Annotated in this window: 27 protein-coding genes and 1 pseudogene; 14 read left to right on the forward strand and 14 right to left on the reverse strand. The window is 71.2% G+C overall.

Features of this window, described 5'->3' with window-relative positions; all coding sequences use genetic code 11:
• Positions 1 to 6: 6 nt before the first annotated feature.
• The gene (locus tag ACH4VX_RS28650) at positions 7 to 972 is read left to right on the forward strand and encodes a YgfZ/GcvT domain-containing protein (RefSeq protein WP_398371335.1); all 966 of its coding nucleotides are present in this window, start codon (positions 7 to 9) and stop codon (positions 970 to 972) included.
• A gap of 10 nt (positions 973 to 982) precedes the next feature.
• Here ACH4VX_RS28650 and dtd read toward each other — a convergent pair whose 3' ends face one another.
• Positions 983 to 1,408 (reverse strand): D-aminoacyl-tRNA deacylase, encoded by a 426-nt coding sequence (gene dtd / locus ACH4VX_RS28655; protein ID WP_398371337.1) that lies wholly within the window; start codon positions 1,406 to 1,408, stop codon positions 983 to 985.
• 177 nt (positions 1,409 to 1,585) lie between these two features.
• On the opposite strand from dtd, the gene ACH4VX_RS28660 reads away from it, so the two are divergent.
• A complete protein-coding gene (locus tag ACH4VX_RS28660; protein WP_398371338.1) occupies positions 1,586 to 2,218 on the forward strand; it encodes an aerial mycelium formation protein in 633 nt (210 codons plus the stop codon).
• A 55-nt stretch (positions 2,219 to 2,273) separates the two neighbouring features.
• Positions 2,274 to 3,530: a GNAT family N-acetyltransferase gene (locus tag ACH4VX_RS28665; protein ID WP_398371340.1), complete on the forward strand. Its 1,257-nt coding sequence runs from the start codon at positions 2,274 to 2,276 to the stop codon at positions 3,528 to 3,530.
• A 166-nt stretch (positions 3,531 to 3,696) separates the two neighbouring features.
• On the opposite strand, the gene ACH4VX_RS28670 is transcribed toward ACH4VX_RS28665, so the two are convergent.
• On the reverse strand, positions 3,697 to 3,882 hold the full coding sequence (locus tag ACH4VX_RS28670; protein WP_159534233.1) for a hypothetical protein: 186 nt from the start codon (positions 3,880 to 3,882) through the stop codon (positions 3,697 to 3,699).
• A gap of 180 nt (positions 3,883 to 4,062) precedes the next feature.
• Between ACH4VX_RS28670 and ACH4VX_RS28675 the strand changes: the two genes are divergently transcribed.
• Positions 4,063 to 4,971 carry a FadR/GntR family transcriptional regulator gene (locus tag ACH4VX_RS28675; protein WP_398371342.1) on the forward strand — a complete coding sequence of 303 codons (909 nt, stop codon included), beginning with the start codon at positions 4,063 to 4,065 and terminating at the stop codon, positions 4,969 to 4,971.
• 33 nt (positions 4,972 to 5,004) lie between these two features.
• On the opposite strand, the gene ACH4VX_RS28680 is transcribed toward ACH4VX_RS28675, so the two are convergent.
• The gene (locus ACH4VX_RS28680) at positions 5,005 to 5,193 is read right to left on the reverse strand and encodes a hypothetical protein (RefSeq protein WP_398371344.1); all 189 of its coding nucleotides are present in this window, start codon (positions 5,191 to 5,193) and stop codon (positions 5,005 to 5,007) included.
• Positions 5,194 to 5,350: 157 nt separating this feature from the next.
• Here ACH4VX_RS28680 and ACH4VX_RS28685 point away from each other — a divergent pair, with 157 nt between their 5' ends.
• On the forward strand, positions 5,351 to 6,232 hold the full coding sequence (locus ACH4VX_RS28685; RefSeq protein ID WP_398371346.1) for a GntR family transcriptional regulator: 882 nt from the start codon (positions 5,351 to 5,353) through the stop codon (positions 6,230 to 6,232).
• Positions 6,232 to 6,990 (forward strand): HAD family hydrolase, encoded by a 759-nt coding sequence (locus ACH4VX_RS28690; RefSeq protein ID WP_398371348.1) that lies wholly within the window; start codon positions 6,232 to 6,234, stop codon positions 6,988 to 6,990. Before ACH4VX_RS28685 ends, ACH4VX_RS28690 begins: the two co-directional genes overlap by 1 nt.
• Here the strand turns inward: ACH4VX_RS28690 and ACH4VX_RS28695 are convergent.
• Positions 6,981 to 7,163, reverse strand: a complete 183-nt coding sequence (locus ACH4VX_RS28695) for a hypothetical protein (protein ID WP_217128711.1) — start codon at positions 7,161 to 7,163, stop codon at positions 6,981 to 6,983. The genes ACH4VX_RS28690 and ACH4VX_RS28695 overlap by 10 nt on opposite strands.
• A 174-nt stretch (positions 7,164 to 7,337) precedes the next feature.
• On the opposite strand from ACH4VX_RS28695, the gene ACH4VX_RS28700 reads away from it, so the two are divergent.
• Entirely contained in the window at positions 7,338 to 8,213 is an 876-nt protein-coding gene (locus ACH4VX_RS28700; protein WP_398371350.1) for a winged helix-turn-helix domain-containing protein, read from the forward strand.
• An 89-nt stretch (positions 8,214 to 8,302) separates the two neighbouring features.
• Positions 8,303 to 8,865: pseudogene (locus ACH4VX_RS28705) on the forward strand (TetR family transcriptional regulator).
• A gap of 139 nt (positions 8,866 to 9,004) precedes the next feature.
• Here the strand turns inward: ACH4VX_RS28705 and ACH4VX_RS28710 are convergent.
• On the reverse strand, positions 9,005 to 9,892 hold the full coding sequence (locus ACH4VX_RS28710) for an NAD(P)-dependent oxidoreductase (RefSeq protein ID WP_398371351.1): 888 nt from the start codon (positions 9,890 to 9,892) through the stop codon (positions 9,005 to 9,007).
• Positions 9,893 to 9,942: 50 nt separating this feature from the next.
• On the opposite strand from ACH4VX_RS28710, the gene ACH4VX_RS28715 reads away from it, so the two are divergent.
• Positions 9,943 to 10,287 (forward strand): winged helix-turn-helix transcriptional regulator, encoded by a 345-nt coding sequence (locus ACH4VX_RS28715; protein ID WP_398371353.1) that lies wholly within the window; start codon positions 9,943 to 9,945, stop codon positions 10,285 to 10,287.
• 170 nt (positions 10,288 to 10,457) lie between these two features.
• Positions 10,458 to 11,684, forward strand: coding sequence for an aminotransferase class V-fold PLP-dependent enzyme (locus tag ACH4VX_RS28720; RefSeq protein ID WP_398371355.1), 1,227 nt, complete (start codon positions 10,458 to 10,460; stop codon positions 11,682 to 11,684).
• Positions 11,685 to 11,876: 192 nt separating this feature from the next.
• Here ACH4VX_RS28720 and ACH4VX_RS28725 read toward each other — a convergent pair whose 3' ends face one another.
• The 5 genes from ACH4VX_RS28725 to ACH4VX_RS28745 form a co-directional block, all read right to left on the reverse strand.
• Positions 11,877 to 12,518 carry a glyoxalase gene (locus ACH4VX_RS28725; RefSeq protein ID WP_398371357.1) on the reverse strand — a complete coding sequence of 214 codons (642 nt, stop codon included), beginning with the start codon at positions 12,516 to 12,518 and terminating at the stop codon, positions 11,877 to 11,879.
• A gap of 79 nt (positions 12,519 to 12,597) precedes the next feature.
• Entirely contained in the window at positions 12,598 to 13,122 is a 525-nt protein-coding gene (locus ACH4VX_RS28730; protein WP_398371359.1) for an AAA family ATPase, read from the reverse strand.
• Between the two features lie 426 nt (positions 13,123 to 13,548).
• Positions 13,549 to 13,920 carry a hypothetical protein gene (locus ACH4VX_RS28735; protein WP_398371361.1) on the reverse strand — a complete coding sequence of 124 codons (372 nt, stop codon included), beginning with the start codon at positions 13,918 to 13,920 and terminating at the stop codon, positions 13,549 to 13,551.
• The gene (locus tag ACH4VX_RS28740; protein ID WP_398371363.1) at positions 13,917 to 14,348 is read right to left on the reverse strand and encodes a hypothetical protein; all 432 of its coding nucleotides are present in this window, start codon (positions 14,346 to 14,348) and stop codon (positions 13,917 to 13,919) included. Before ACH4VX_RS28740 ends, ACH4VX_RS28735 begins: the two co-directional genes overlap by 4 nt.
• Positions 14,349 to 14,422: 74 nt before the next feature.
• Positions 14,423 to 14,878 carry a DUF6228 family protein gene (locus tag ACH4VX_RS28745; protein WP_398371365.1) on the reverse strand — a complete coding sequence of 152 codons (456 nt, stop codon included), beginning with the start codon at positions 14,876 to 14,878 and terminating at the stop codon, positions 14,423 to 14,425.
• A 23-nt stretch (positions 14,879 to 14,901) separates the two neighbouring features.
• Between ACH4VX_RS28745 and ACH4VX_RS28750 the strand changes: the two genes are divergently transcribed.
• On the forward strand, positions 14,902 to 15,255 hold the full coding sequence (locus tag ACH4VX_RS28750) for a hypothetical protein (RefSeq protein WP_398371366.1): 354 nt from the start codon (positions 14,902 to 14,904) through the stop codon (positions 15,253 to 15,255).
• A gap of 383 nt (positions 15,256 to 15,638) precedes the next feature.
• Here ACH4VX_RS28750 and ACH4VX_RS28755 read toward each other — a convergent pair whose 3' ends face one another.
• Positions 15,639 to 16,685 carry a TniB family NTP-binding protein gene (locus ACH4VX_RS28755; RefSeq protein WP_398371368.1) on the reverse strand — a complete coding sequence of 349 codons (1,047 nt, stop codon included), beginning with the start codon at positions 16,683 to 16,685 and terminating at the stop codon, positions 15,639 to 15,641.
• Positions 16,676 to 17,506 (reverse strand): Mu transposase C-terminal domain-containing protein, encoded by an 831-nt coding sequence (locus ACH4VX_RS28760; protein WP_398371369.1) that lies wholly within the window; start codon positions 17,504 to 17,506, stop codon positions 16,676 to 16,678. Before ACH4VX_RS28760 ends, ACH4VX_RS28755 begins: the two co-directional genes overlap by 10 nt.
• Before the next feature lie 527 nt (positions 17,507 to 18,033).
• Between ACH4VX_RS28760 and ACH4VX_RS28765 the strand changes: the two genes are divergently transcribed.
• The 3 genes from ACH4VX_RS28765 (at position 18,034) to ACH4VX_RS28775 (ending at position 19,643) form a co-directional block, all read left to right on the forward strand.
• On the forward strand, positions 18,034 to 18,492 hold the full coding sequence (locus tag ACH4VX_RS28765; RefSeq protein ID WP_398371371.1) for a helix-turn-helix domain-containing protein: 459 nt from the start codon (positions 18,034 to 18,036) through the stop codon (positions 18,490 to 18,492).
• Positions 18,493 to 18,570: 78 nt separating this feature from the next.
• Positions 18,571 to 19,182 (forward strand): hypothetical protein, encoded by a 612-nt coding sequence (locus ACH4VX_RS28770; protein ID WP_398371373.1) that lies wholly within the window; start codon positions 18,571 to 18,573, stop codon positions 19,180 to 19,182.
• Between the two features lie 128 nt (positions 19,183 to 19,310).
• A complete protein-coding gene (locus ACH4VX_RS28775; RefSeq protein WP_398371513.1) occupies positions 19,311 to 19,643 on the forward strand; it encodes a DUF2516 family protein in 333 nt (110 codons plus the stop codon).
• A gap of 132 nt (positions 19,644 to 19,775) precedes the next feature.
• Here the strand turns inward: ACH4VX_RS28775 and ACH4VX_RS28780 are convergent, their stop codons facing one another.
• The gene (locus ACH4VX_RS28780; RefSeq protein WP_398371374.1) at positions 19,776 to 21,143 is read right to left on the reverse strand and encodes a PP2C family protein-serine/threonine phosphatase; all 1,368 of its coding nucleotides are present in this window, start codon (positions 21,141 to 21,143) and stop codon (positions 19,776 to 19,778) included.
• A 336-nt stretch (positions 21,144 to 21,479) separates the two neighbouring features.
• Positions 21,480 to 22,568 carry an NlpC/P60 family protein gene (locus ACH4VX_RS28785; RefSeq protein WP_398371376.1) on the reverse strand — a complete coding sequence of 363 codons (1,089 nt, stop codon included), beginning with the start codon at positions 22,566 to 22,568 and terminating at the stop codon, positions 21,480 to 21,482.
• Positions 22,569 to 22,590: the final 22 nt, after the last annotated feature.

Here is a 22,590-nt window from a genome sequence, read left to right on the forward strand (position 1 = left end):
GGGCGTATGAAGAGCCCCCTGTTGACCCTGCCCGGCGCCGTTCCCGCCGAGGGCGTGGACGAAGGCGTGGCCGCCCACTACGGCGACCTGTTCCGCGAACAGCGCGCCCTCGCCGACGGCACCGGTTTCGTCGACCTGTCCCATCGCGGGGTCGTCACCGTCTCCGGTCCGGAACGGCTGGCCTGGCTGCATCTGCTGCTCACCCAGCACGTCAGCGACCTGCCGCCGCACCGCGCCACCGAGGCGCTGATCCTTTCCGCCAACGGCCACATCGAGCACGCGCTCTACCTGGTCGACGACGGGGAGACGGTCTGGGCGCACGTCGAGCCCGGCAGCCAGGAGGCGCTGATCGCGTACCTGGAGTCGATGAAGTTCTTCTACCGGGTCGAGGTCGCCGACCGCACCGCCGACATCGCGGTGGTGTACCTGCCGGCCGGGTCCATCGCGGAGGTGCCGGAGGGTGTCGTGGCGCGGGAGACGCCGTACGGGCGGGATCTGTTCCTGCCGCGCGGCGACCTGGAGTCCTACGCCGGGAAGACCGGGCCGGCCGCCGGGATCCTCGCGCACGAGGCGCTGCGGGTCGAGCAGCACCGGCCGCGGCTCGGCTTCGAGACCGACCACCGCACCATCCCGCACGAACTGGGCTGGATCGGCACCGCCGTGCATCTGCAGAAGGGCTGCTACCGGGGGCAGGAGACGGTGGCCCGGGTGCAGAACCTGGGGAAGCCGCCGCGCCGGATGGTCTTCCTGCACCTGGACGGCAGCGAGGTCCATCTGCCGACACCGGGGACGGAGATCCGGGTCGCGGACGACGGCGCGGAGGGGCGCAGGATCGGGTTCGTCACGACGTCCGTACGCCACCACGAGCTGGGGCCGGTCGCGCTGGCCCTGGTGAAGCGGAACGTACCGGTGGACGCGCGGCTGCTCGCCGGGGAGACGGCGGCGGCGCAGGAGACCGTCGTCGAACCCTGAGCCGTACGGCTCAGATCTCCAGCAGGACGGTGAACGGGCCGTCGTTGGTCAGCGACACCCGCATCTTCGCGCCGAAGCGGCCCGTCGCCACCGTCGCGCCCAGCGCGCGCAGCCGCGCGACCACCTCGTCGACCAGCGGCTCGGCGAGGTCACCGGGTGCGGCGGCGTTCCAGGTGGGGCGGCGGCCCTTGCGGGCGTCGCCGTAAAGGGTGAACTGGCTGATCACCAGCAGTGGGGCGCCGGTGTCGCTGCACGACTTCTCGTCCTGGAGCATCCGGACCGACCAGAGCTTGCGGGCGAGCTGCGCCGCCTTCTCCTTGGTGTCCTCGTGGGTGACGCCGACGAGGACGCACAGTCCCTCGCCCTCGATCGCCCCCACCGTCTCGCCGTCCACGACCACGCATCCGCCGTCGACCCTCTGCACCACTGCTCGCATACGACCATCATGCCGGTCGGCGAACAGGCGGACGACGTCGGCCCACGAGGGACCCCGGACGGGCTACTTTTACTCCTTAACGCCCATCTGGGGCGGATCGGGGGCACTCGCTCACAATGTGGCTGCTCGGGGTGGCACGATGCTGGCACATGCCGGTCGAGGGGACGGGTGAGGCACATGAGCACACCAGGGATCGGACAGCCTCCTGGGGCTGTCTCGTTGACCCAAGCGGGAATCGGGGAGCGGGAGTTCCGCCGGCCGCCCACACAGCGCACGGACAGCCCGGTGCTGCCCGAGGACCGGGCGGTGCACGATCTGATCGTGCTCAGCCTGGCCGAGCTGCGTACGGTGCGGCGTGACGCGCAGCGTGACGAGGCCGACCTCAGTTATGTGCGGCGGCTGTTGCAGGGGCGGATCGACATCCTGCGGGCGGAGCTGGCCCGGCGCCTTCCGAAGGAGGCGCCCTCGGTCGTCGCGCCGAAGGAGGCGTCCGTCGTCGAGCGGCTGGGGGAGATCCTGCGGGACACCCCGGCCCGGCACCGTTCCTCCGCCCGGCATGTGACGCTGGGGACGCCGCGGGGCGAGGAGTACCGGCGGCTGGCGGCCGAGATGCTCGCCGAGGTGGAGCTGTCCGATCTGGGCGCGCGCACGGACGTGGAGCTGAGCACCGCGATGGGGTGGCTCGTGCGGTACGAGCAGCAGGTGTCCCGGCGGCGGCAGCGGCTGCAGCGTACGGCCGACGAGTGCAGCGCGGAGATCGCGCGCCGGTACCGGGACGGGGAGGCACAGGTCGACGACCTGCTCGTGTGAGGGGGGTGCGAAAACCTCTTCGACACCCGGCGCGCGGCCGACCTACCGTGAGCCCATGACCTCCCGCGCCGGCATCGACGTACGCCCGATCACCGAGTCCGAGTTCGCCGACTGGCAACGGGCTCTGAACACCGGGTTCCTGCGGGAACCCACCCTGTCCGAGGAGATCCTCGACACGCGCCGGGCGCAGTTCACGCCCGGCCGGTCGGTCGGGGCCTTCGACGGGGGGCGCTGCGTGGCGACGTTCCGGTCCTTCGCGCAGGAGCTCACGGTGGTCGGCGGGGCGACCGTGCCCGCCGACGCCGTCACCAACGTCACCGTCACCGCCACCCACCGCCGTCGCGGCCTGCTCACCCGGATGATGGCGCAGGACCTCGCCGCCGCGAAGGAGCGCGGGGACGTCGTCGCGACGCTGATCGCGGCCGAGTACCCGATCTACGGGCGGTACGGCTTCGGGCCGGCCACCACGGCGGCCGAGTGGACGATCGACGTGCCGCGCGCCGGTCTCGACCCGCGCCGTTCGGGCCCGGAGGACGGCGGCAGGGTCGACCTCGTGGACGCGGAGGACGTCCGCAAGCTCGGCCCCGAGCTGCACGAGCGGCTGCGCCGCACACAGCCGGGTGCCGTCAGCCGGGACGAGCTGTGGTGGAAGGTCACCACCGGTGCCGTGCGCTTCCACCCGGCCTTCCAGGAGCCGTACTACGCGGTGTACCGCTCGGCCGGCGGCGAGGTCGAGGGCATGGTCGCCTACACGGCCGACGACAACTGGGGTGACACCAAGCAGCCGTTGAACACGGCGCGGGTGAAGTGGCTGACCGGGGTGACCCCGGCGGCCGAGCGCGCGCTGTGGCTCTACCTGTGCTCGATCGACTGGGTGGTGAAGGTGAGGAGCGGCTGGCGGGCGCCCGACGATCTGCTCCCGCACTTCCTTCCGGACCCGCGCGCCGCCGCCGTGACCACGCAGGCGGACTGGCTGTGGGTGCGGATCCTGGACGTCGTACGGGCCCTTCGGGCGCGGACGTACGAGGCCGCGGGGTCGCTGGTGCTGGAGGTGGCCGACCGGGCCGGACTGGCCGGGGGGCGCTACCGGCTGGAGGCGTCCGCGGACGGCGCCGGGGTCTGTGTGCCGACCACCGGGAGCGCCGATCTCACGCTGGACGTCGCCGAGCTGGCCGTGCTGTGGCTGGGGGACGAGTCGGCGGTGCGGCTGGCGGCGCTGGGCCGGGTCCGGGAAGAACGAGCGGGCGCCGCCCGTCAGGCCGACGCCCTGCTGCGTACCTCCAGGCGACCGTGGTGCCCGGACGTGTTCTGAGCGCTGTCGCTCTCGCGCTCCTGCTGCCTTCCTCCTTCCGCCGACGACGGGTGACTCATCCGTAGCGAGCTGTTCGGTTGTGGTTGTCGTGCGGGTGGTGCCCGCCGACGGGACTCCCGGCTCCCCTCCGGAAGGGAGCCCGGCCGGCGGTCCGTGCGGTGTGCTGTCAGCCGGACTGGGCGAGCAGCATCACGAGGATGACCGCGCCGATGCCGCTGATCACGGTGTTGCGTGCCTTGATGCCCACGGTGAGGGCGACGAAGGCGATGATTCCCATCGGCCCGTACTTCCACTGGACGAGTTGCTCGAACCCGATGGCCAGGGCTGCGAGGACGATGGCGATGAGCGGCATGGCGGTCCCCCTAGTTGTTCGTGGCTCCCCACCCTTTCCCTGACGGCCAACCCTTGGAGCTGCCGACCAGGTTGCGGGAGTTGGTTACCAACTTGCTCTTAGTTATAGCCACTTGGGAGAGGCCTGTAACCACCCTTCACCGAACTGCCCGAAGATGGCGGGAAGTTGTAGTGTTCAGCTGTGGACCCGGAACACGCCTCCGTCGATGGGCGGAAGAAGCCACAGCGGTCACGGAGAACACATCGCGAGGTGGCCGACGAACTGCGCGCACGGATCAGGTCCGGGGCGCTGCAGCCGGGCCGGCGCATGCCCACGCAGGCCCAGCTCGCCGCCGAGTTCGGCGTGGAGCGCCCCGCGGTACGCCAGGCGCTGCGCATCCTGCAGTCCGAGCGACTGCTGACCAAAGCCTCCAAGGGCGTTCCGGCGACCGTCGCCGACGACCCCGGCAGGGCGCCGACCGGCCCCTCGGTGCCCCCGCTGCCCACCACCGCGGGCCTCGCGCCCAGGATCGCCGCAGCCTTCGAGGCCGAGCACGTCGAGATCGACGCCGTCTGCCTGACCGCGGTCTCGCTCACCCTGGCCGTCGGGGAGCCGCTGTGCCGGATTCACTCCGGGCGGCTGAAACCGGCCAAGGTCGACGTCCGGGTGCTGCTGCCCGGCCGGGACATCGACCTGGCCTTCCCGGTGCCGGTCGAGGGGCGCGACGGCGACGGCGGCCTCCTCCACGAGCGGTGGCTGGCCCAGTGCAACGCCCAGGGGCAGGTGCTGCGCCACAACCTGCTCTCCCTGCGTGCCACCCACGGCATCGACGTGCGGGTCTCCTTCCGCGCGCTGCCGTTCACCCCGCCGGTGAAGCTGTACCTGCTCAACGGTGCGGAGGCGCTGTTCGCCTACTACACGCTGACGCGCGGCAGGGCGCGGATCGACCAGGAGTACCTGGAGACGTACGACGCGCAGGGCACCCGGTCCCCGCTGTTCGCCTTCGGGCAGGGGGCCGGCCCGCGGGACACCACGTTCGTGGAGCAGTCGCGCCGGTGGTTCGACGCACTGTGGGGGACCATCAGTTCGGAACTGGTGCTCAGGGGCTGACATCTCCCACCGGGCCGGGGCGGCGCCGGCTCCTCACAGGGCCGGCCTCGCCACCAGCAGCGCGAGCAGGACCGCTCCGGCGGAGCTGACCCCCGGCCTGTTGGCCCTGATGCCTATGGTGAGCAGCAACAGGCCGAGGATGCCGGCCGCGCCGTACTCCCATTGGGCGAGCTGTTCGACGGTGACGACCAGGACCGCGAAGACGAGGGCGGGGACGGGCACGGCGTGTTCCTCCTTCGGTGTGTGGCGGGGCGGCGGAATCAAAGGGCCACCAACTCCGAGAAGTTGGCAGCCAACTTTGCATAGGTTGTCCCCACTTGGCTCCTACTTGCAAACAACTTTCAAGCAACTCCCTTCAGGTAGGTCGAAGTTGTAACGTTTGGTCGTGACCCAGGAGAACGCGGCAGTGAACGGCAGCAGCAGACTCTCGCCCCAGGAGATCGCCGACATCCTGCGGGAACGCATCCGGGCCGGTGAGCTCAAGGCGGGCGACCGCCTGCCCACCCAGGCCGAGCTGGCCGAGGAGTTCGGCGTGGAGCGCGGCACCGTTCGCCAGGCCCTGCGCGCCCTCCAGGAGGACGGCCTGCTCAGCAACGTCAGCAAGGGCAGCCCGCCGCGGATCGCCGAACCGGCCCCCGTCCGGGAGGAACCCCAGCCGACGATGGTGGGGCTGGCGCCGCTCCTGACGGAGGCGTTCTCGTCCGCCCAGGTGCGGATCGACGTGGTGTGCCTGACCGCCGAGAGCCTGATGATGGCGCTGAGCGAACCGGTCCGGCGCATCCACGAGGGCCGTACCCTCCCCGAGTCGGTCGACGTCCGCGTCCTGCTGCCCGGCCGGGACATCAACCTGGCCTTCCCGGTGCCGGTCGAGGGGCGCGACGGCGACGGCGGCCTCCTCCACGAGCGGTGGCTGGCCCAGCGCAACGCCCAGGGGCAGGTGCTGCGCCACAACCTGCTCTCCCTGCGTGCCACCCACGGCATCGACGTGCGGGTCTCCTTCCGCGCGCTGCCGTTCACCCCGCCGGTGAAGCTGTACCTGCTCAACGGGGAGAAGGCGCTGTTCAGCTACTACAGGATCGCCCGGCGTGAGGAGGAGTGGGAGGACCGGACCCTGGACATGTACAACGCCCTCGGCTCCCAGTCCCTGCTCTTCTCCTTCGCCAGGCAGACCGGCCGGCGGGACCGGGCGTTCGTGGAGGAATCCCAGAAGTGGTTCGACGCCCTCTGGGAAACCATCACCACGGACCTGACACTCTCCTAGTGACTTCTGAGACGACGACACGGACCGGCCCGGTGACGACCGGGACCGAGAGCGAACTCGACGATCTGCGAGAACTGGTTAAAGGCGCCCGCGTCGTGCTGTGGGACTTCGACGGCCCTGTCTGCCGCCTGTTCGCCGGACACTCGGCGGAGCGGGTGGCGGGCGACCTGGTTTCCTGGCTCGAGGGGCGTGACCTGCGTGACCTGCTGACGGAGGACGAACGCGGGTCCCTCGACCCGCAGGTCGTCCTGCGCGCCGTCGGCCGCCGGAAGCCGGACAGCGACCTGGTCGCGGAGCTGGAGGAGCGCCTCACCCAGGAGGAGGTGCGGGCCACCGCCTCGGCGATGCCCACTCCGTACACGGACCCGCTGATCCGCACCTGGACCGCGGTGGGCGTCCGGCCTGCCGTCACCACCAACAACTCCCCGCGTGCCGTGCGCGCGTACCTGACCGGTCGCGGCCTCGCTCCGTGCTTCGGCCCCCACCTCTACGGCCGCACCCGGGAGCTCGGCCACCTCAAACCCGATCCCCACTGCATCAACCGGGCCCTGAACGCGATGGCCGCCGCTCCGGAGACCTCCCTGATGATCGGCGACTCCCCGTCGGACCTGTTCGCCGCCCGGTCGGCCGGCGTGCCCTTCCTCGGCTACGCGCGCAACGAACGCAAGGACAGGCTCCTGCGGAACGCGGGCGCCACGGTGATCGTGTACTCGATGGAGACCGTCCTCCGGCTGGTCCGCGCCGAGGCTCAGGCCTGAATCATCAGCACGGTGAGAACCACGGCCGCCGCGACGGCGGGTCCGTCGCGGCGCGTCCTCACCCACACGCCGATCACGAACAGGAGCGCCACGCCCAGGGCGCCGAGCTTCGCCTCGGCGAGCAGTCCCACGGACAACTCGCCGAGTGCCGTGAGCACGGGGAACAGGGGCACGTCCGACCATCTCCCTTCCACTTCCGGTGGAACGCCCACTAGTAGTCCAACTGGACTGCTTATTGTGAATCTGGTCTGCCCATGCCACTTGATCCCTTAACCAACCGGACTAATAAAAAGTCCAGTTGGGCAGAACTGGGTTTCCCGGTTGCCTGAAAGCGGTACGGTCCCCATGTGAACGGGCAGCGGCCCCGCGAAGGCGGAGGCAACAAGGTGCAGCGGATCGCCGACGAGTTGCGCAGGCGGGTGACCGACGGCACGTACCCGCTGCAGTCCTTCCTGCCGTCGCAGCGTGACCTGGTCGAGGAGCTGGGAGTCTCCCGCGAAACCGTGAAGCGGGCGCTGCGGGAGCTGGAGGACGAGGGCTGGATCGCGACGCGGCCGAACAGCGGCTCACGGGTGGTCAAGACCCAGCACATCCATACCTCGGCGGCCCGGGCCAGGAGGCTGGGCGGCGTGGTGACCCTGGGCCCGTTCATCAGCGAGGCCTTCGAGCAGCCCGAAGTCGCCCTGGACGTCTACACGCTGACGTCCGAGTCCCTCGACGCGCACATCCGGGTCCAGACGGAGCGCATCCGGAGCGGTCTCATCGCCCCCCGGAGCATCGCGCTGCGCATGCTCCTGCCCGATTCGACGGGGCCGCTGCCCTACCCCCGGGTCAAGGACGATCCGGAGGACCCCCGTATGCGGGACCGGATGCGCACCATCACCGAGTGGCACACCACGTCGCTGCTCGAGATGCTCGGTTACCTGCGGAGCGAGAACCTGGTGCCCTCCGTCGACGTGCGGATCCGGCACACACCGCTCATCCCCGCCTTCAAGCTCTACCTCCTCAACGACGTCGAGGTCCTGCACGGCATGTACGAGATCGTCGAGCGGCCCGTGAACCTGGGGCAGGACGAGACGATCACGGCCCTGGACGCCCTGGGCCTCGGCGCGACCCTCACCCACCACGAGAAGACGGAGGAGGACCCGACCGCCCCCGGTTCCGTCTTCGTGGACGGCATGAGGCAGTGGTTCGACTCGGTCTGGGACCGGCTCTCCGAGTGAGCGGAACTCCGCGGTACCTGCCGCACCGGCCGGGCGCGCAGGCTCGCCGCACGAGCGGGACCGGCCTGCGGGAGCGCAGGAAGCGGCGGATGCACCGGACCGTTTCGGACACCGCCGTCCGGCTCTTCCCGGAGCGCGGCTTCGACGCCGTGTCCGTCGCCGGGGTGGCGGCCGCGGCCGAGATCTCCGAGCCGGTGATCTTCCGGTACTTCCCCGCCAAGGAGGACCTCGTCCTGTACCGGATCGCCGATCACGAGGCCGCGCGGGGGCCGGTACCGGCCGAGGCGCCGCGGCGGCACTTCCCGGACGGGCTCCGGCGGTGCGGTCCGGTCACCGGGCTCGACGACGACCCCGAGGTGCCGGCCTTCCGCACGCTGCTGCACGCAACCCCGGCGCTGGTCGCGCGGCTGTACGGGTACCTGGAGCGGTCCGAGGCGGCACCGGCCGGGGCGCCCGGGGGCGGGCTCGACGCCCGGCCGGCGGCGGGGCGGATCATCGCCGTACGGCGGATCCTCGCGCAGGAGGACCGGCGGCGGATCGCTGCGGGCGAGCGGATCGAGGACGTCCGGGGGACGCGGTGGCGGCGGCCGAGCGGGCCTTCGGGGCGCCGGACGGGGCACTGCCGCGATTCCGGGACCGAGTAGGAATGTGACTCGTTCGCTTTCTCCGGTACGCCCGGTGGAACGACGTCACCCGAGCCCGTCCCCCGGCACGCCCTCGACCGGGAACGCACCCACCACGACCGCTGCCGTACCCCCTCACCGCCGTGGCCGACGGCGCCGAGGTCCTCGTCAGCGGTGGGCGAGCACCTCGGTGACCCGGGTGAAGCCGTCCGTGCCGTGGCCGAGGGCGATGACGCGACGGGCCTGCCCCTCGATCACGCGCATCACGCTCGCGTCGATGCCGTGGGCCTCGGAGGCGTGGACGACGTGGGCCATGGTCGAGGCGGCCGAGGTGATCGGGTTCAGCTCGCCCGAGTACGTGCCGGCGTCGGTGTCGGCCGCGAACTCGGTGAACAGGGGCGGCAGGATCGCGGCGATCCCCTGGGCGAAAGGAGCGAGCTGCGTCGCGGTGACGCCCTCCGCGCGGGCCACGGCGAGGGCGTGCGCGTAGCCGGCCATCGCCGTCCAGAAGATGTCGAGGAGTGCGACGTCGTACACCGCCGCCCGGCCGATCTCGTCCCCGAGGTGGGTGTGGCTGCCGCCGAGTGCCGCCAGCACGGGCCGGTGCTCCCGGTACAGCTCCTCGGGGCCGCTGTGCAGGAACACCGCGTCGTCCGTGCCGATGGTCGGGGTCGGGGTCATGATCGCCCCGTCGAGGTAGCGGACGCCGTGCCGGCCGGCCCACTCGGCCGTGTCCCGGGCGCGTTCGGGGATGTCGGCGCTCAGATTCACGACCGTACGGCCCTTGAGGGCGGCGGTGACGGCGTCCTGGCGCAGTACGGCGTCCGAGGCGTCGTAGTTGACCACGCAGACGACGGTCAGCGCGGCGGCGGCGACCGCCTCCTCGGGCGACGGCGCCGGGACCGCGCCCCGGGCGACCAGTTCGGTGTCCCGGCCGGGCGTGCGGTTCCAGACGGTGGTGCGCACTCCCGCGTCCAGGAACGCGCCGGCCAGTGCCCGGCCCATCGGACCGAGACCGAGAACGGTGACGGAGGGCTGGTCGGTGTGCACGGACATGTTTCAACTCCCGTAATATTCATGGCAATTACTGAGGAAAGGGGCACGGCATGGTGCACCGGCGCCACGATCCGGACGTCTGCGGAGTGACCGCCGCGATCGCCGTGATCGAGGGCAAGTGGAAGACCACGCTGTTGTGGCTGCTGGAATCCGGCCCGCACCGGCCGGCCGAACTGCGCCGACAGGTGTCCGGCCTCACCGAGAAGGTGCTGACCCAGGCGCTGCGTGAGATGGAGGCGGACGGTCTGGTGCACCGGGAGGTGCACGACGTACTGCCGCCGAAGACGGTCTACTCCCTGACCGCGTTCGGCCGCGAGCTCGCCGAGGCGCTGGCACCCCTGTCCGACTGGGGTCACCGCCGCCTGGAGAGGCTGACCGAGGCCCCGGCCTCCTGACAGGCGGCCGTTCCCGCTCCCTTCCCGCCCGGCGCCCGCAACCAGGTTCGCCGGGCGCCGCCGCGCTGCCAAGTACGCACAAAAAAGTGCGTGTGCGCCCGCCGTCCGCGCGCCCCGTGGTGATCGTGCGGCCGCGTTAGGATCCGGTGTTCCTCGCGGATGGGAGTCAAGTGAGCGAGACCGAGGCGGTCACCACCGCGCCCCGTCCCCTGCTGCTGGCCGACGGCCGGCCGGCGGCGCGGGCCTGGTCGCTGGACCCCGCCCTGCGCCATCTCAACCACGGCTCGTTCGGAGCCGTTCCGCTGGTCGCCCAGGAGCGGCAGCAGGAGTTGCGTACGCGGATGGAGAGCGCCCCGGTGGTGTGGTTCCCCGAGCTGCCGCGGCGGCTCGCGGCGGTCCGGGCCGACCTCGCCGCCTTCCTCGGTGCGGACCCCGGCGACCTCGCCCTGGTGCCGAACGCGAGCGCCGGCGCGAGCGTCGTGTACGCCGGCCTGGACCATCGGCGCGGCGGGGAGATCCTCGTCACCGACCACGGCTACGGCGCCGTGACGACGGGCGCCGAACGGCTGGCCCGCCGCTGGGGCGGCCGGGTGCGCACGGCGAGGGTGCCGTTGGACGCCGGTGAGGAGCAGGCGTACGAGGCGGTGATGGCCGAGGTGGGCGAGGCCACCGCTCTCGTCGTCGTCGACCAGATCACCTCGGCGACCGCCCGCCGGCTGCCGGTGGAGCGGATCGGCGCCCAGGCGCGGCGGCGCGGGATCCCGCTGCTCGTGGACGGCGCGCACGCGCCCGGACTGATCGCCGCCCCGCTCTCCGGACTGGCCTGCGACTTCTGGGCGGGCAATCTGCACAAGTGGGGCTGCGCCCCGCGCGGCACCGCGGCCCTGGTGGCGCGTGGTCCGCTGCGGGACGGGCTGTACCCGCTGATCGACTCGTGGGGCGCCGCCGATCCGTACCCCGACCGCTTCGACCAGCAGGGCACGCTCGACGCCACCAACCAGCTGGCGGCCCCGACCGCCCTCGACTTCGTCGACGGCACCTGGGGCTGGCCCGCCGCCCGCCGGTACATGGACGAACTGGCCGGTTACGGCGAGCGGATCGTGGGCGCCGCGTTCGCCGCGCTGACCGGTGCGGACGCGTCCGTCGACGTCGGCATGCCCGTGCCCGGAATGCGGCTGGTGCGGCTGCCCGACGGCCTCGGCGGGAGCCGCCTCGCGGCCGACGCGCTGCGCGACCGGGCCCCGGCGGGACTGGGCGTCGAGGCGGCGTTCACCAGCTTCGGCGGCGTGGGCTATCTGCGGTTGTCCGCGCACGTCTACAACACGGCCGAGGACTACGAGTACTTCGCCGAGAAGTGCGTCCCCGTGCTCGGGGAGTGGGCCCGCGCGGCGCGGTGAGGGTCACCGCCGCCGGCGGCCGGCGAGGCGGGCCGGTCACGCCTTCCCGCCGGCCTCCCGCGCCACGCGCTCCAGCCGGCTGCGGTAGGCCTCCCACCAGGCCGGGTCGTCCGACGGCAGGCTGGTGCCGGTCGCTGCCGGAAGGAGTCATGCGGGTCAGTCTGCCGTGCGGGCCGAACGGGCCGGCGGCCGTCACGGCGTGCGTCGGACCGCCACGGCGGCCGACGCGGCCTCCCAGGGGAACCCGTCCGGGTCGGCGAAGGCGCCCGCGCCGCCGCCGATCACCAGCCGGTGCGATCCGCTGCCCTCCGCGGAGACGCCGAGGTCCTTGGCGAGGGCCCGGCGCCGGTACAGCGCCAGCTTGACGGTACTCGTCTCCCCGCCGGCGAACTCGACGTACGTACGGCCGAAGCTCTTCGCCACGGTGAGGCCCCGCGCGACGTAGAACCGCTTGCTCGCGGCCACGTCCGCGACGCCGAGCAGCAGCACGATCTCGTCGATCCGCCGGGTCGCGGGGCCGCGGTCCTTCTTCGCCGAGGTCGCGACCTTCCAGATCGTCCCGTCCGGGGCCTGTACGACACCGCCGTACCCCCAGAGCGACTTCGCGGCCGGCTTCAGCGGTACGGCACCGGCGTCCACGGCGGTACCGATGAGGCTGTCGACGTCGGCCGGCCGGGACACCGTGAGCCCCAGCGTGAACCCGCGGAACCCGCTCGTGGCCTCCTCCGAGGCCCGCAGACGGATCTGCCCGTCCAGCCCGAAGGCGGCGGAGTGGAAACGGCGGACGGCGGCGGTGTCGGCCACGTCGAGGGTCACGCTCTCCATGAATGCCATGCCCACCACGCTAGGCGCGCCCCGCCCGCCGAGGCTTCTCGAATCCTGACCGGTCTTCCGCGCCGGTGGCGGGTGGACCTCAGCCCTTGACGGCCTCCGCGATCCGCAGGGCGGCCTCGGCGGGGGTGAGGCGGGTGGTGTCGATGACCTCGGCCTCGTCGTGCAGCCAGGTGCGGGCCGCCTCGGCGTAGGGCTCCAGGTATCTCAGACGGAAAGGGGAGTCGGGACCGAGGACCGTGTCCCCCGCGATGCGCCCGCGGAGGGTCTCCTGGTCGGCGTGGAGGACGAAGTGGCGTACCGGAATGCCGTGCCGGTCGAGGCCCGTGCTGATCTCGCGCCAGTACTCCTCGACCAGGACGGTCATGGGCATCACCAGAGTGCCGCCGGTGTAGTCGAGTACGCGGCGGGCGGTCTCGACCACGAGCGGTCGCCACGGGGGCCAGTGCTGGAAGTTGTCCGTCCCGGGCAGCCCCGGCGTGATGTCCATGAGTGTCTCGCCGACCTTCTCGGCGTCGAGGACCCGTGAATCCGGGATCAGCCGCTGCACGAGTGCGCCGGTCGTCGTCTTGCCCGCGCCGTGGGTTCCGTTGAGCCATACGATCATGGCACTCCACGCTAGCGCTGCGGGGCCGGGGGAACGGGTGCGGCGGAAATCCGGTACGGCTCCGGTCCGCCGGGACCCGTCCCGTAGGGCGTCGTCGGGATTCCGGTGCGGTGCGCGGGAAGTCGTACACGGCCCGCTCGGGCGGGAGCGGGGAGAGGCCCGGGGCGCGGGGCGCGGGGCGCGGGGCGGGAGGCGGCGGAAGCCGGCACGGACCCCGCCCGCCTGCTCCGGCACGCCGAAGACAGGGGGCTTCGGCGCCGGGCGCGTCCGCCCCGCGTGCTCACGTTCTCCCGACCCATGTCAGCCGCATGACGTGCGGGCCGGGCCGTGAGCGCAGTGACCCGTCTCGCTGAAGGTGAACCACGTCGGGGCTGTGACCAGCGGTAGTTCAGTTTGAGCGAGACGGAGGTGCGGTCGGCGTCTCGCTCAATGTGAGTTCTGAGGACCAGGACTTGCTTCGCGTTCAGCGGCGAACTCGTCGAGGAACTGGAACAGGACCTTGATCGCGTGCTTCTCGTCCTTGGAGGGCAGGTCGGCGATGTTGTTCCAGCCCTCTGGGAGCGCGATATGCAGGACCTGTCCGGGCCAGGCATGGTTGCAGCTGCGGCCGCGGCGGGCGACGAGCCACTCGTGCCAGCCTGTGAGTCCCTGTCCGCCGTGGCGTACCGCGTGCTGGTCGTAGCCGGTGAGGAAGGCGGTCAGCTGGTGGAACGACGAGGCTGTGCCGACGAACATTCCGGGACGCTGGCCGATGCAGGCGAAGTACTCGCGCTCGCTCATTTCCCTCATCGGTCTCATCGGTCTCCTTCGCAGGTCTGGCGCGGAACCGGCTGTGCGCCGTGCGGATGTCGATGGTTGTTCCAGAGTCGTCTGAGGGCTTCGAGTTCGGTTCGGGGGAAGTGCTCGCCCCATTTCCCTCGGTAGCTACTCTCGCCGTAGGTCTGTGCGACCTCGTCGAAGCAGCGGATCACGGCGCGGGCGAGTTGGTCGATGCCGAGCTGACTCGACCAGATCTCGGTTCCCCTGTTGTCGTGATCGCTGCCGTCGCGCAGTTCCAGAACGCGGATCCAGATGTCGTCGTTTTCGCGATAGAAGATCCACCGGCAGGCGGTGGGTTCGGCTTCGAACTGGACACGGGTCTCCGTCTCCCCCGCGACGAGCCGGGCCACCGCGGTCAGGAACTCCTCGGGTGCACTGGTGATGTAGGACGCGGTGAGCTCGGCCATGGCGTGCTGATCCTCAAGGGCGCAGTCGGCCCATCCGTGTGCCCCCAGCACCCAAGTGATGCGCATGCCGGATGTCACTGGTGCTCCTCGGAGAGGAAGCGCCGGATGCCGGCGGCCAGGGCAGTCATCTGCTCGCCAGCTTCCAGCCACGTGGTCGCCGAGGCGCTCCAGCCGCCAGCGGCCCGCGGCCAGGGTCGCACGGTCCAGGTCAACCCGACGTGGCCGCCGGACCGGAAGACGGCCGACACCGTCAGGTCTCTGTCGTTGGTCTGCCAGCTCCGTTCGCCGTCCCATCCCCGGTAGTCCGCAGCCAGTTCTTCCAGGAACGCGGTGAGATCACTGTCCCAGATCCAGGCGACAGCCTCGCTGAGTCGAGCGGTCAGGCCGGGGGCCCGCAACTCGATGGCATAGTGCACGGAGTCCGCGTCGGAGCTGAACCGGTCGCAGAAGGTCACGCCGACGGAGGTGTTGTCCTGGCAGCGGATGGTCACGCTGGCCTTGTCATTGGTGTCGGCGCCCAGAGAAGTCATGGGCGGAACGCTAGGCCAGTGTCGTGTTCGACGTCATCGGGATTCTCCCCTTTCGGGGTTCTGCCTCCCTCAACGAGCACCATGGTTTTGACGATCTCCGGAGAGACCGCGGCATAGCGCTCGGAGTCCGAGGGACGAACGGTGCGGGAAGAGCGGGGCCGAAGGCGGGCGAGGCGGTGAGTGCGATCGTCGAGCAGGTACCCGTGCCGGAGGAGAGCGTGCCAGAGACCAGAACACTGCACGTAGCACGGGTTGAGCACGTCAGGCCCGCAGTGGCGCAGGAGCCTGTAGTGACGCCGTTGGGCGCTGACGACCTCGGGAAGGCTGGCAAGGTCGAACTGGTTCGCGGGCGTCTCGACGGCTCGGCCGATCCATAGACGGTGCGGGATGCAGACTTGGTCGTGATAGTTCGACATCCAGATCTTGACGCGTTCGTCCGGGTTGCCGGTTCTGCGCGCGACGCAGCGTCGGCAGGCCTATCGGGGAGTCGCAGCGAGGGGTCCTTGCGGAGAGTTCCCGGGCTGCTTCTCCCACTGGGGGATCGCGTGCTGGATCGATGTGCGCGGCTGTCCGCTCAGGACGCTGAGCTGGTCAATCGAGTCCAGGCGGGAGGGCAGCCACCGGGAGGGCTGCTGGATGCGGTGGACAGGCATCGCGTTTGCCGCTGCGAGTCGGCCCAGGAACGAGTGCTTGGTCTCCTGTGGGAAGGGCTTGAGTGGTCGCGGCAGCGGACGGAAAAGGACGGGCTCGAAACGTGGGCTCATCCGGCTGCCCTGCGCGGTTCTGGCGGGGAGTCGGATTCGCTGTTGTGGTCGACGTGGATGCCGCGCAGGAGAGTTTTGGTGATCTGTTCGCTGCCGTCGAGAATGGCAGAAATGGCTGCCGCCCGGATCAGGTGGGAGAGGCTTCCGATCATGCCGCCGGTGCGCTGGTGCAGGTATTTCGCGAGCTTGACCAGGGCGCCGTTCGGGTGCCGGTGCAGGCGGAGGGTCGTTTCCAGAGAGGCGACCAACGCCTGCCCCTCGGCGTTGGACGGGAAGGCACCGGTGCGCACCAGGATGCAGCGGCCCCCGAGCTGCTTGCCGCGGACTCCGGTGAACAAGCCGGAATTCTCGACGTTGATCCCGGCACAGACGAATGTCGCGGGCAGGTGCTCGGTGAAGTACTTCAAGTGGTCGGAGAGGTCCTCGCCGGCGGTGGTCGCGTGGTTGAGCAGGTGAATCTCGTCGACCAGGACCAGGTCGGTGCGGGCCTCGATCAGTACCTGGCAGACGGCGCTGGTGACGTCGATGGTGTTGTGCCGTGGGTTGATCACGGGCAGGCCGAGGAATCGGGCGAATTCCAGGGCGAGTTTGCGGGGGGAGCCTTTGGGCGGGGCGGTGATGTAGACGACCGGGATGCGGTCGCTGCCCGGGTAGCGCTGCCGGATGCGCAGTTCATGGGTGCGGCCGAGTTGCTTAAGCGCGGTGGTCTTCCCGGTCGTCCACTGGCCGGAGACGATCATCCCGCGGCGGGCGCCGTGCTCACGCTGGTTGAGCAGGGTCAGCAGCCGTCCCTGGTGGGCGATCTCCTTGACCGTGGAGGTGCGCACGACCTGGAGTTCGGAGTGGTAGGCGATGCGGGCCTCGTCGTAGGCCTCCCGCAGCTGCGGCGGCAGGGCCTGCCACTGCTGTTCGGGCAGCAGTTCGAAGACGGCGGGATCGGCCTCCACGAACCGCCGCCAGCCCTCCAGCCGGGTGGAGGGATCGGTCCGGTCATCAGGCAGACCGGTCTCATCCCCGCTCGGCTCCTCAGCGTTCACCACCACTTCTCGGCCTCCTTGCGCGCGTCGAAGATCTCCAGCGGGACGACGTCGGCGAGTTCGCCAACGTCCTCGTCATCCGCCGGGTCCGGCTCCGGCGTGGGCGCCGGCCGCGGCCAGGCGGGCTCGCTGGTGGCCCGGGTGCGGGCGGCGACCTTGCGGTTGCGTCGCCGGGCTGGCCGGCCCCTCTCCGCCGCCTCGCGGGCAGGCTTGTGATCGGGCCCGTCCGAGGCCCGGTCCAGCAGCTCTGCCGCAATCTGTGCGACGGCTTCCTCGTCCGGCTTGTGCTGCCCGCGTTCGGTCAGGATCTGGTGGGCCCGGTCGAAGACCAGCTCGCCCAGCGGGACGGGAGAAGTGCGCAGGTGGCGCCAGGTCGCGGTGATCCAGCCCGTGCCGTGATGGTTGCGTACCCAGACACAGAAGATGTCGTAGGGGTCGTAGTGGACTTCCCAGAGCTTGCCGTCCGGGCCTTCCCTTGAGGGCTGACGCCGGAAAGGAGCGAGTCCGGGGGCGTCGTAAGTGCGGTTGTTGATCCGCACCCCGCTGCGGCCGATGACCCGCCATTGACGGGGCATGAGCTGGATGTATTCCTCGGGGCTGAGCGCGACGGGGACGTATCCGGCTGCTGACACCAGCGCGGCGTACTTCTCGTTCGGGCTCAGCGGCCGGTGCGGCATCAAGGGATCGCGCAGCCCGTCGTGCGGCCTGGACTGCCAGACGACGATCCACTCCTGGAGAAGTTCCTGCAGTTCGTGGATGGACCAGGCCGCCTGCGCGGCCGGGTCCTTTCCCCGCATCTCGGCACTGCGTCCCGTGTAGCCAGCCACGTACTGGGCGAACATTGTCGATACCGAGCCCAGCGTTCGCTCGATGTGCGGCTTGTCGGTCGGGGTGTCCGGGTGCGTGGGTCATCCGGCGCAGCGTGCTCAGCCCCACCTCTTCACCGCAGTCCCGCAGTTCGGCCAGCTTGGTCAGCTCCCGCTGCCGCAGAGAGTGCGCTGTCGGGTCGTACTCGGCCCGCACCGGGACGTTGGTATTGCTGTCCGGGCGTCCGGTGAGCAGCTCGGTCAGATGTCGTCGCCACCACTCAGCCCGCTGTGCCGCTTCCTCCGGCAGGCCCTCCAGCACCCAGGCCTCCGGCAGTGGCGGGCGGCTCAGAAAGAGCGAGACGGATCGGCAGATGGCCCAGGTCGACCGGGACGTAAGACCAGATGACTCAGATAGACCGAGACTGGCCCACCCTCAGCGAGACAGGTCAGACGTGGGCAGGCGGTTTCCGGTCCTCGACCGTGTCGTGGCGCACTATTGCAAGCAGGTGCTTGCAATAGTTAGCGGGCTGGGGCAGGGTGGGGACATGGCATCGCTCAACGTCGGCAATCTCGGTGAGTACCTGCGCGAGCAGCGGCGCAGTGCGCAGTTGTCGCTGCGGCAGCTCGCCGATGCCGCCGGGGTGTCCAATCCGTATCTCAGCCAGATCGAGCGCGGGCTGCGCAAGCCGAGCGCGGAGGTGTTGCAGCAGGTCGCCAAGGCGCTGCGGATCTCCGCCGAGACGCTGTACGTCCGGGCCGGCATCCTCGACGCCGAGCGGGACCGGTCCGAGGTCGAGACGCGGGCCGCCGTCCTCGCCGATCCCACGCTGACCGGGCGCCAGAAGCAGGTGCTGCTCCAGATCTACGAGTCGTTCCGCAAGGAGAACGGGTTTGGGAGCGCCGAGGACGGTGAGGCGACGCCCGGGGATCCCGAGGCCGTCGACGCCCCGGCGGGCGACACGGCCCGCGACAGCGACACCGGTCCGCGGCGGACGGCCGGCTGAGCCGGACCAGGGCACCGGCCGCCCACCGCGGACCACATGAAACCCTCAGCCGAAAACGAATCCGGGAGGACCATCACCATGGCCATCACCGACGACCTGCGCAAGACCTTCAGCGACCCGACCCCGCTCTACTTCGCCGCCGGCACCGCCGACCTCGCGTTGCAGCAGGCCAAGAAGGTGCCGGCCCTGGTGGATCAGCTGCGCACCGAGGCCCCGGCCCGTATCGAGGCCGTGCGCAACACCGACCCCAAGGCCGTCCAGGAGCGGGCGACCGTCCGGGTCCGGGAGACGCAGGAGAACCTCCAGACCAAGGTCGGCGAGCTCTTCGGCTCGCTCGACACCGACCTGAAGAAGCTCGGTGAGAACGCCCAGGACCTCGCGCTGCGCGGGGTCGGCATCGCCGCCGAGTACGCCGTCAAGGCCCGGGAGACCTACGAGAAGGTCGCCGAGCACGGCGAGCAGGCCGTGAGGACCTGGCGCGGCGACGCCGCCGAGGGCATCGAGGACATCGCCGTGGCCGTCGAGCCGGCGGCGGCCGAGCCGAAGCCCGCGCCCCGGCCGGAGCCGGTCGAGGTCAAGGACGACAAGCCCGCCGCCGCGGAGTCCGCCGCGGTGAGGAAGCCCGCCGCCGCCAAGAAGGCCCCGGTGCGCAAGGCCACGCCGAAGAAGACGACTCCGCCCGCGAAGTAGGCGGGGAGGAACCGGACGGGCCGGGCACTCTCGGAGTGCCCGGCCCGTTGTCCGGGTAGCCGGCCGCTGGATGCGGGTACGGTGACGGCGTAGAGGACGAGCCGAGTCTGGTGGTGGACGTAGTGCTGATGCAGGGCTTCACGGGGTTCATGTGGCTGCTGAGCATGGCCCTGATCGTGTTCAGCGGTTTCGCGCTGCTCGACGCCGCCACACGCCGTGAGGACGCCTACCGTGCGGCGGACAAGAAGACCAAGCCGTTCTGGCTGATCATTCTCGCCCTCGCCTTCGTGGTGAACCTGATCTTCAACATCCTGTCGTTCCTGCCGATCATCGGGCTGATCGCGACCATCGTGTACATGGTCGACGTCCGTCCCGCCCTGCGCGGTCTCTCCGGCGGCGGGCGCTCCCGCGGAGGCTCCAGCAGCGACGGCCCCTACGGCCCCTACAACGGCGGCAGGTAGGAAACGCGGGCCTGCCCCGCCCCCTCGGGGGCGCGGGGCCGCGTCCGGTGTGCGGCTACCGCCGCGTGGGCACGCCCGGCCACAGCGGACCCGGCTGTCGGCATACGACGCGAGTCGAACGGCGGGCCCCGCTCACACCGCCCGGTCCAGCAGCAGCACCGCCACGTCGTCCGTCAGCTCGCCCCCGTTGAGGTTCCGGACCTCGTTGACGGCGGTGCGCAGCAGCGCCTCCCCGCGCAGCCCCTCGGAGAGCTGGCGGCGGATCATCTCCACCATGCCGTCCTGGCCGAGGCGTTCGCCGGTGTCGCCGACCTTGCCCTCGATCAGGCCGTCGGTGTAGAGCATCAGGCTCCACTCGGCACCCAGCTCCACCTGCATCCGCGGCCAGCGGGCGCCCGGCAGCAGGCCGAGCGCCGGGCCGTTGTTGTCGTACGGCAGCAGGCGCGCGGGCCGGCCGGGTCGGGCGAGCAGCGGCGACGGGTGACCGGCCAGGCACAGGCCCGCCCTGCGGCCGTCCGGCGCGATGTCCACCGTGCACAGGGTCGCGAAGATCTCGTCGTCCGGCCGCTCGTGCTCCAGCACCTGCTGCAGCGTGCCCAGCAGCTGGTCGCCGCACAGGCCCGCGAGGGTCAGCGCGCGCCAGGCGATGCGCAGCTCCACGCCGAGCGCGGCCTCGTCGGGGCCGTGCCCGCAGACGTCGCCGATCATGGCGTGCACGGTGCCGTCCGGGGTGCGGACGACGTCGTAGAAGTCACCGCCGAGCAGGGCGCGGGAGCGGCCGGGGCGGTAGCGGGCGGCGAACCGCAGCGGGGAGCCGTCCAGCAGCGGGGTGGGCAGCAGGCCGCGTTCCAGCCGGCGGTTCTCCTGGGCGCGTACGCGGCCCTCGGCGAGCCGCCGCTCGGCGGAGTCGGACCGCTTGCGCTCCACCGCGTACCGGATCGCCCGGCTCAGCAGCCGGCCGTCCAGCTCGTCGCGGACGAGGTAGTCCTGGGCGCCGACGCGTACGGCCGCGGCGCCGCGCTCGGCGTCGTCGGCGCCGGTGAGCGCGAGGACGGCGTGCCGGGGCGCGAGCTCCAGGACGTGCTTGAGCACGGCGAGCTCGTCGTCACCGTCGCCCGCCCGGCCGGGCGCGGGCAGCGCGAGGTCCAGCAGGATGCAGTGGACGTCGTCGGTCAGCAGCCGCTCGGCCTCGGTGAGGTTGCGGGCGGTGCGGACGCGGATCGGCTTGCCGGACTGGTCGAGCAGCTCCGGCACGATCGGCGACCCGCCGGGGTCGTCCTCGATCAGCAGCAGCGTGAGGTGGGTGTGGGCGGCCGTCTCGGAGCGGTCCGGCGCGGTGCCGGCCCGGCCCGTGGCGTTCTCGGACGGGTCCGCCGCGCGCGGGGCCGTCACCCTGGCCTCCGAGGAGTCCTGGGCGGAGCCGCCGTTCGGTGCGGCGGTCGGCGCCTGACCACCTTCCGCGGCCGGGATCGCTCTCTGCCGCGGTACGGATGCGGGCATTGTTGCGGGTTCCTTCCCTCCCCCCGAGGGCACGGTGGGGGCTTCGGCCGTAGGCCTGCGCCCGGCTCCCACCTCTGTGTGCGAGCAGGGGATGCCCCTTCGAACGGGGACCATAGCGGCTGACGGCGCCGCAGCGGAATGGTGTGAACCACGCCGCTCCGCCATCAGCCACCGTCATATGCCGCGTTTGCTACCGCAGTTGGACAGGCCGGAGAGGCCGCGGGGATGACGAACGTCACGTCCGCAGGTGGTTTGGCCGCAAGATCGACGTGCGCTGGGTCACGTGGCGTACGCCGCCGGCGTGTTGAGCGGCCTGCCCGGAAGAGTACAAACCGCTCAATTCGCGTCCGCGTCCGGCCGTACCACCCCGAGGATCGGCATCGATCCGGCCCCCGCGAGCGTCACCGTCCGCCCCGGGCGCGGGGCGTGCACGACCACGCCGTCCCCGACGTACATCCCCACGTGGCTGGCGTCGTCGAAGTAGATGACGAGGTCACCGGGGCGCATGTCCTCGATGTCGACGCGCTTCAGCTGCTCCCACTGCGCCTGCGACGTACGCGGCATGCTCCGCCCGGCCGAGATCCAGGCCTGTGAGGTCAGTCCGGAGCAGTCGTACGTCTGCGGCCCCTCGGCGCCCCACTGGTAAGGCTTCCCGATCTGCGCGGTGGCGTACGCGACGGCCTTCTTGCCCTGCTCCGTCGCCTTGCCCCTGATCTCGTCGAGGATGCCGGAGCCCAGCCAGGTGGCCTGCGCCTCGTCGGCGGCCCGCTGCTCCAGCCGGGCCAGGCGCTCCTTCTCCTCCTTCTCCAGCTCGGACTCGACCTTCTCGGCCGCCTTGATCTGCTTCTCGATCTTCTTCTGCGCCCCGGCCTTGGCCTTGCGGCCCGCCTCGAGCTTCTTCATCTGCGCTTCGGCGTCCTGCGCGTACTGCTCCAAGTCCTGCTGGGTGCGGGTCATCTCCCCGAGCAGGCCCCTGGTCGCGTGCTCGCCCTGGCGCACCCGGCCCGCGCCGTCGAGGAACTCCTGCGGATCGTCGCTCAGCATCAGATGGGCCTCGGGCGGAAGCCCGCCGCCGCGGTACTGTGCGGCGGCCGCGGCGCCCGCGCGGGCCTTCAGCTCGTCCAGCTTCTCCCGGCCCTCGACGATCTTCTTCGCCAGCCGGACGATCTGCGCGGACTGCTGCCGCGCCTTCTCCTCGGCGGCGTTGTACTCGTCGGTGGCGACGGCCGCCGCGCGGTAGAGCTTGTCGAGCTTCCCGCGCACGGCCTCGAGGTCCTTGTCGGTGACCACGGTGACGCTCGCGCTCGTGCCGGGGGACGGCGGGGGAGCGGGAGCCGCGAACGCCGTACCGGGCACCGCCAGCACGGTGACCGCACAGACCACGGTCACAGCCGCCGTGAGCAATCCGCGCTTGCCCGTTCCCATGACGCGTACCCCCGTTGATTAA

Source organism: Streptomyces sp. NPDC020731, assembly GCF_044334705.1.
In the GTDB taxonomy this organism is placed as follows: domain Bacteria; phylum Actinomycetota; class Actinomycetes; order Streptomycetales; family Streptomycetaceae; genus Streptomyces.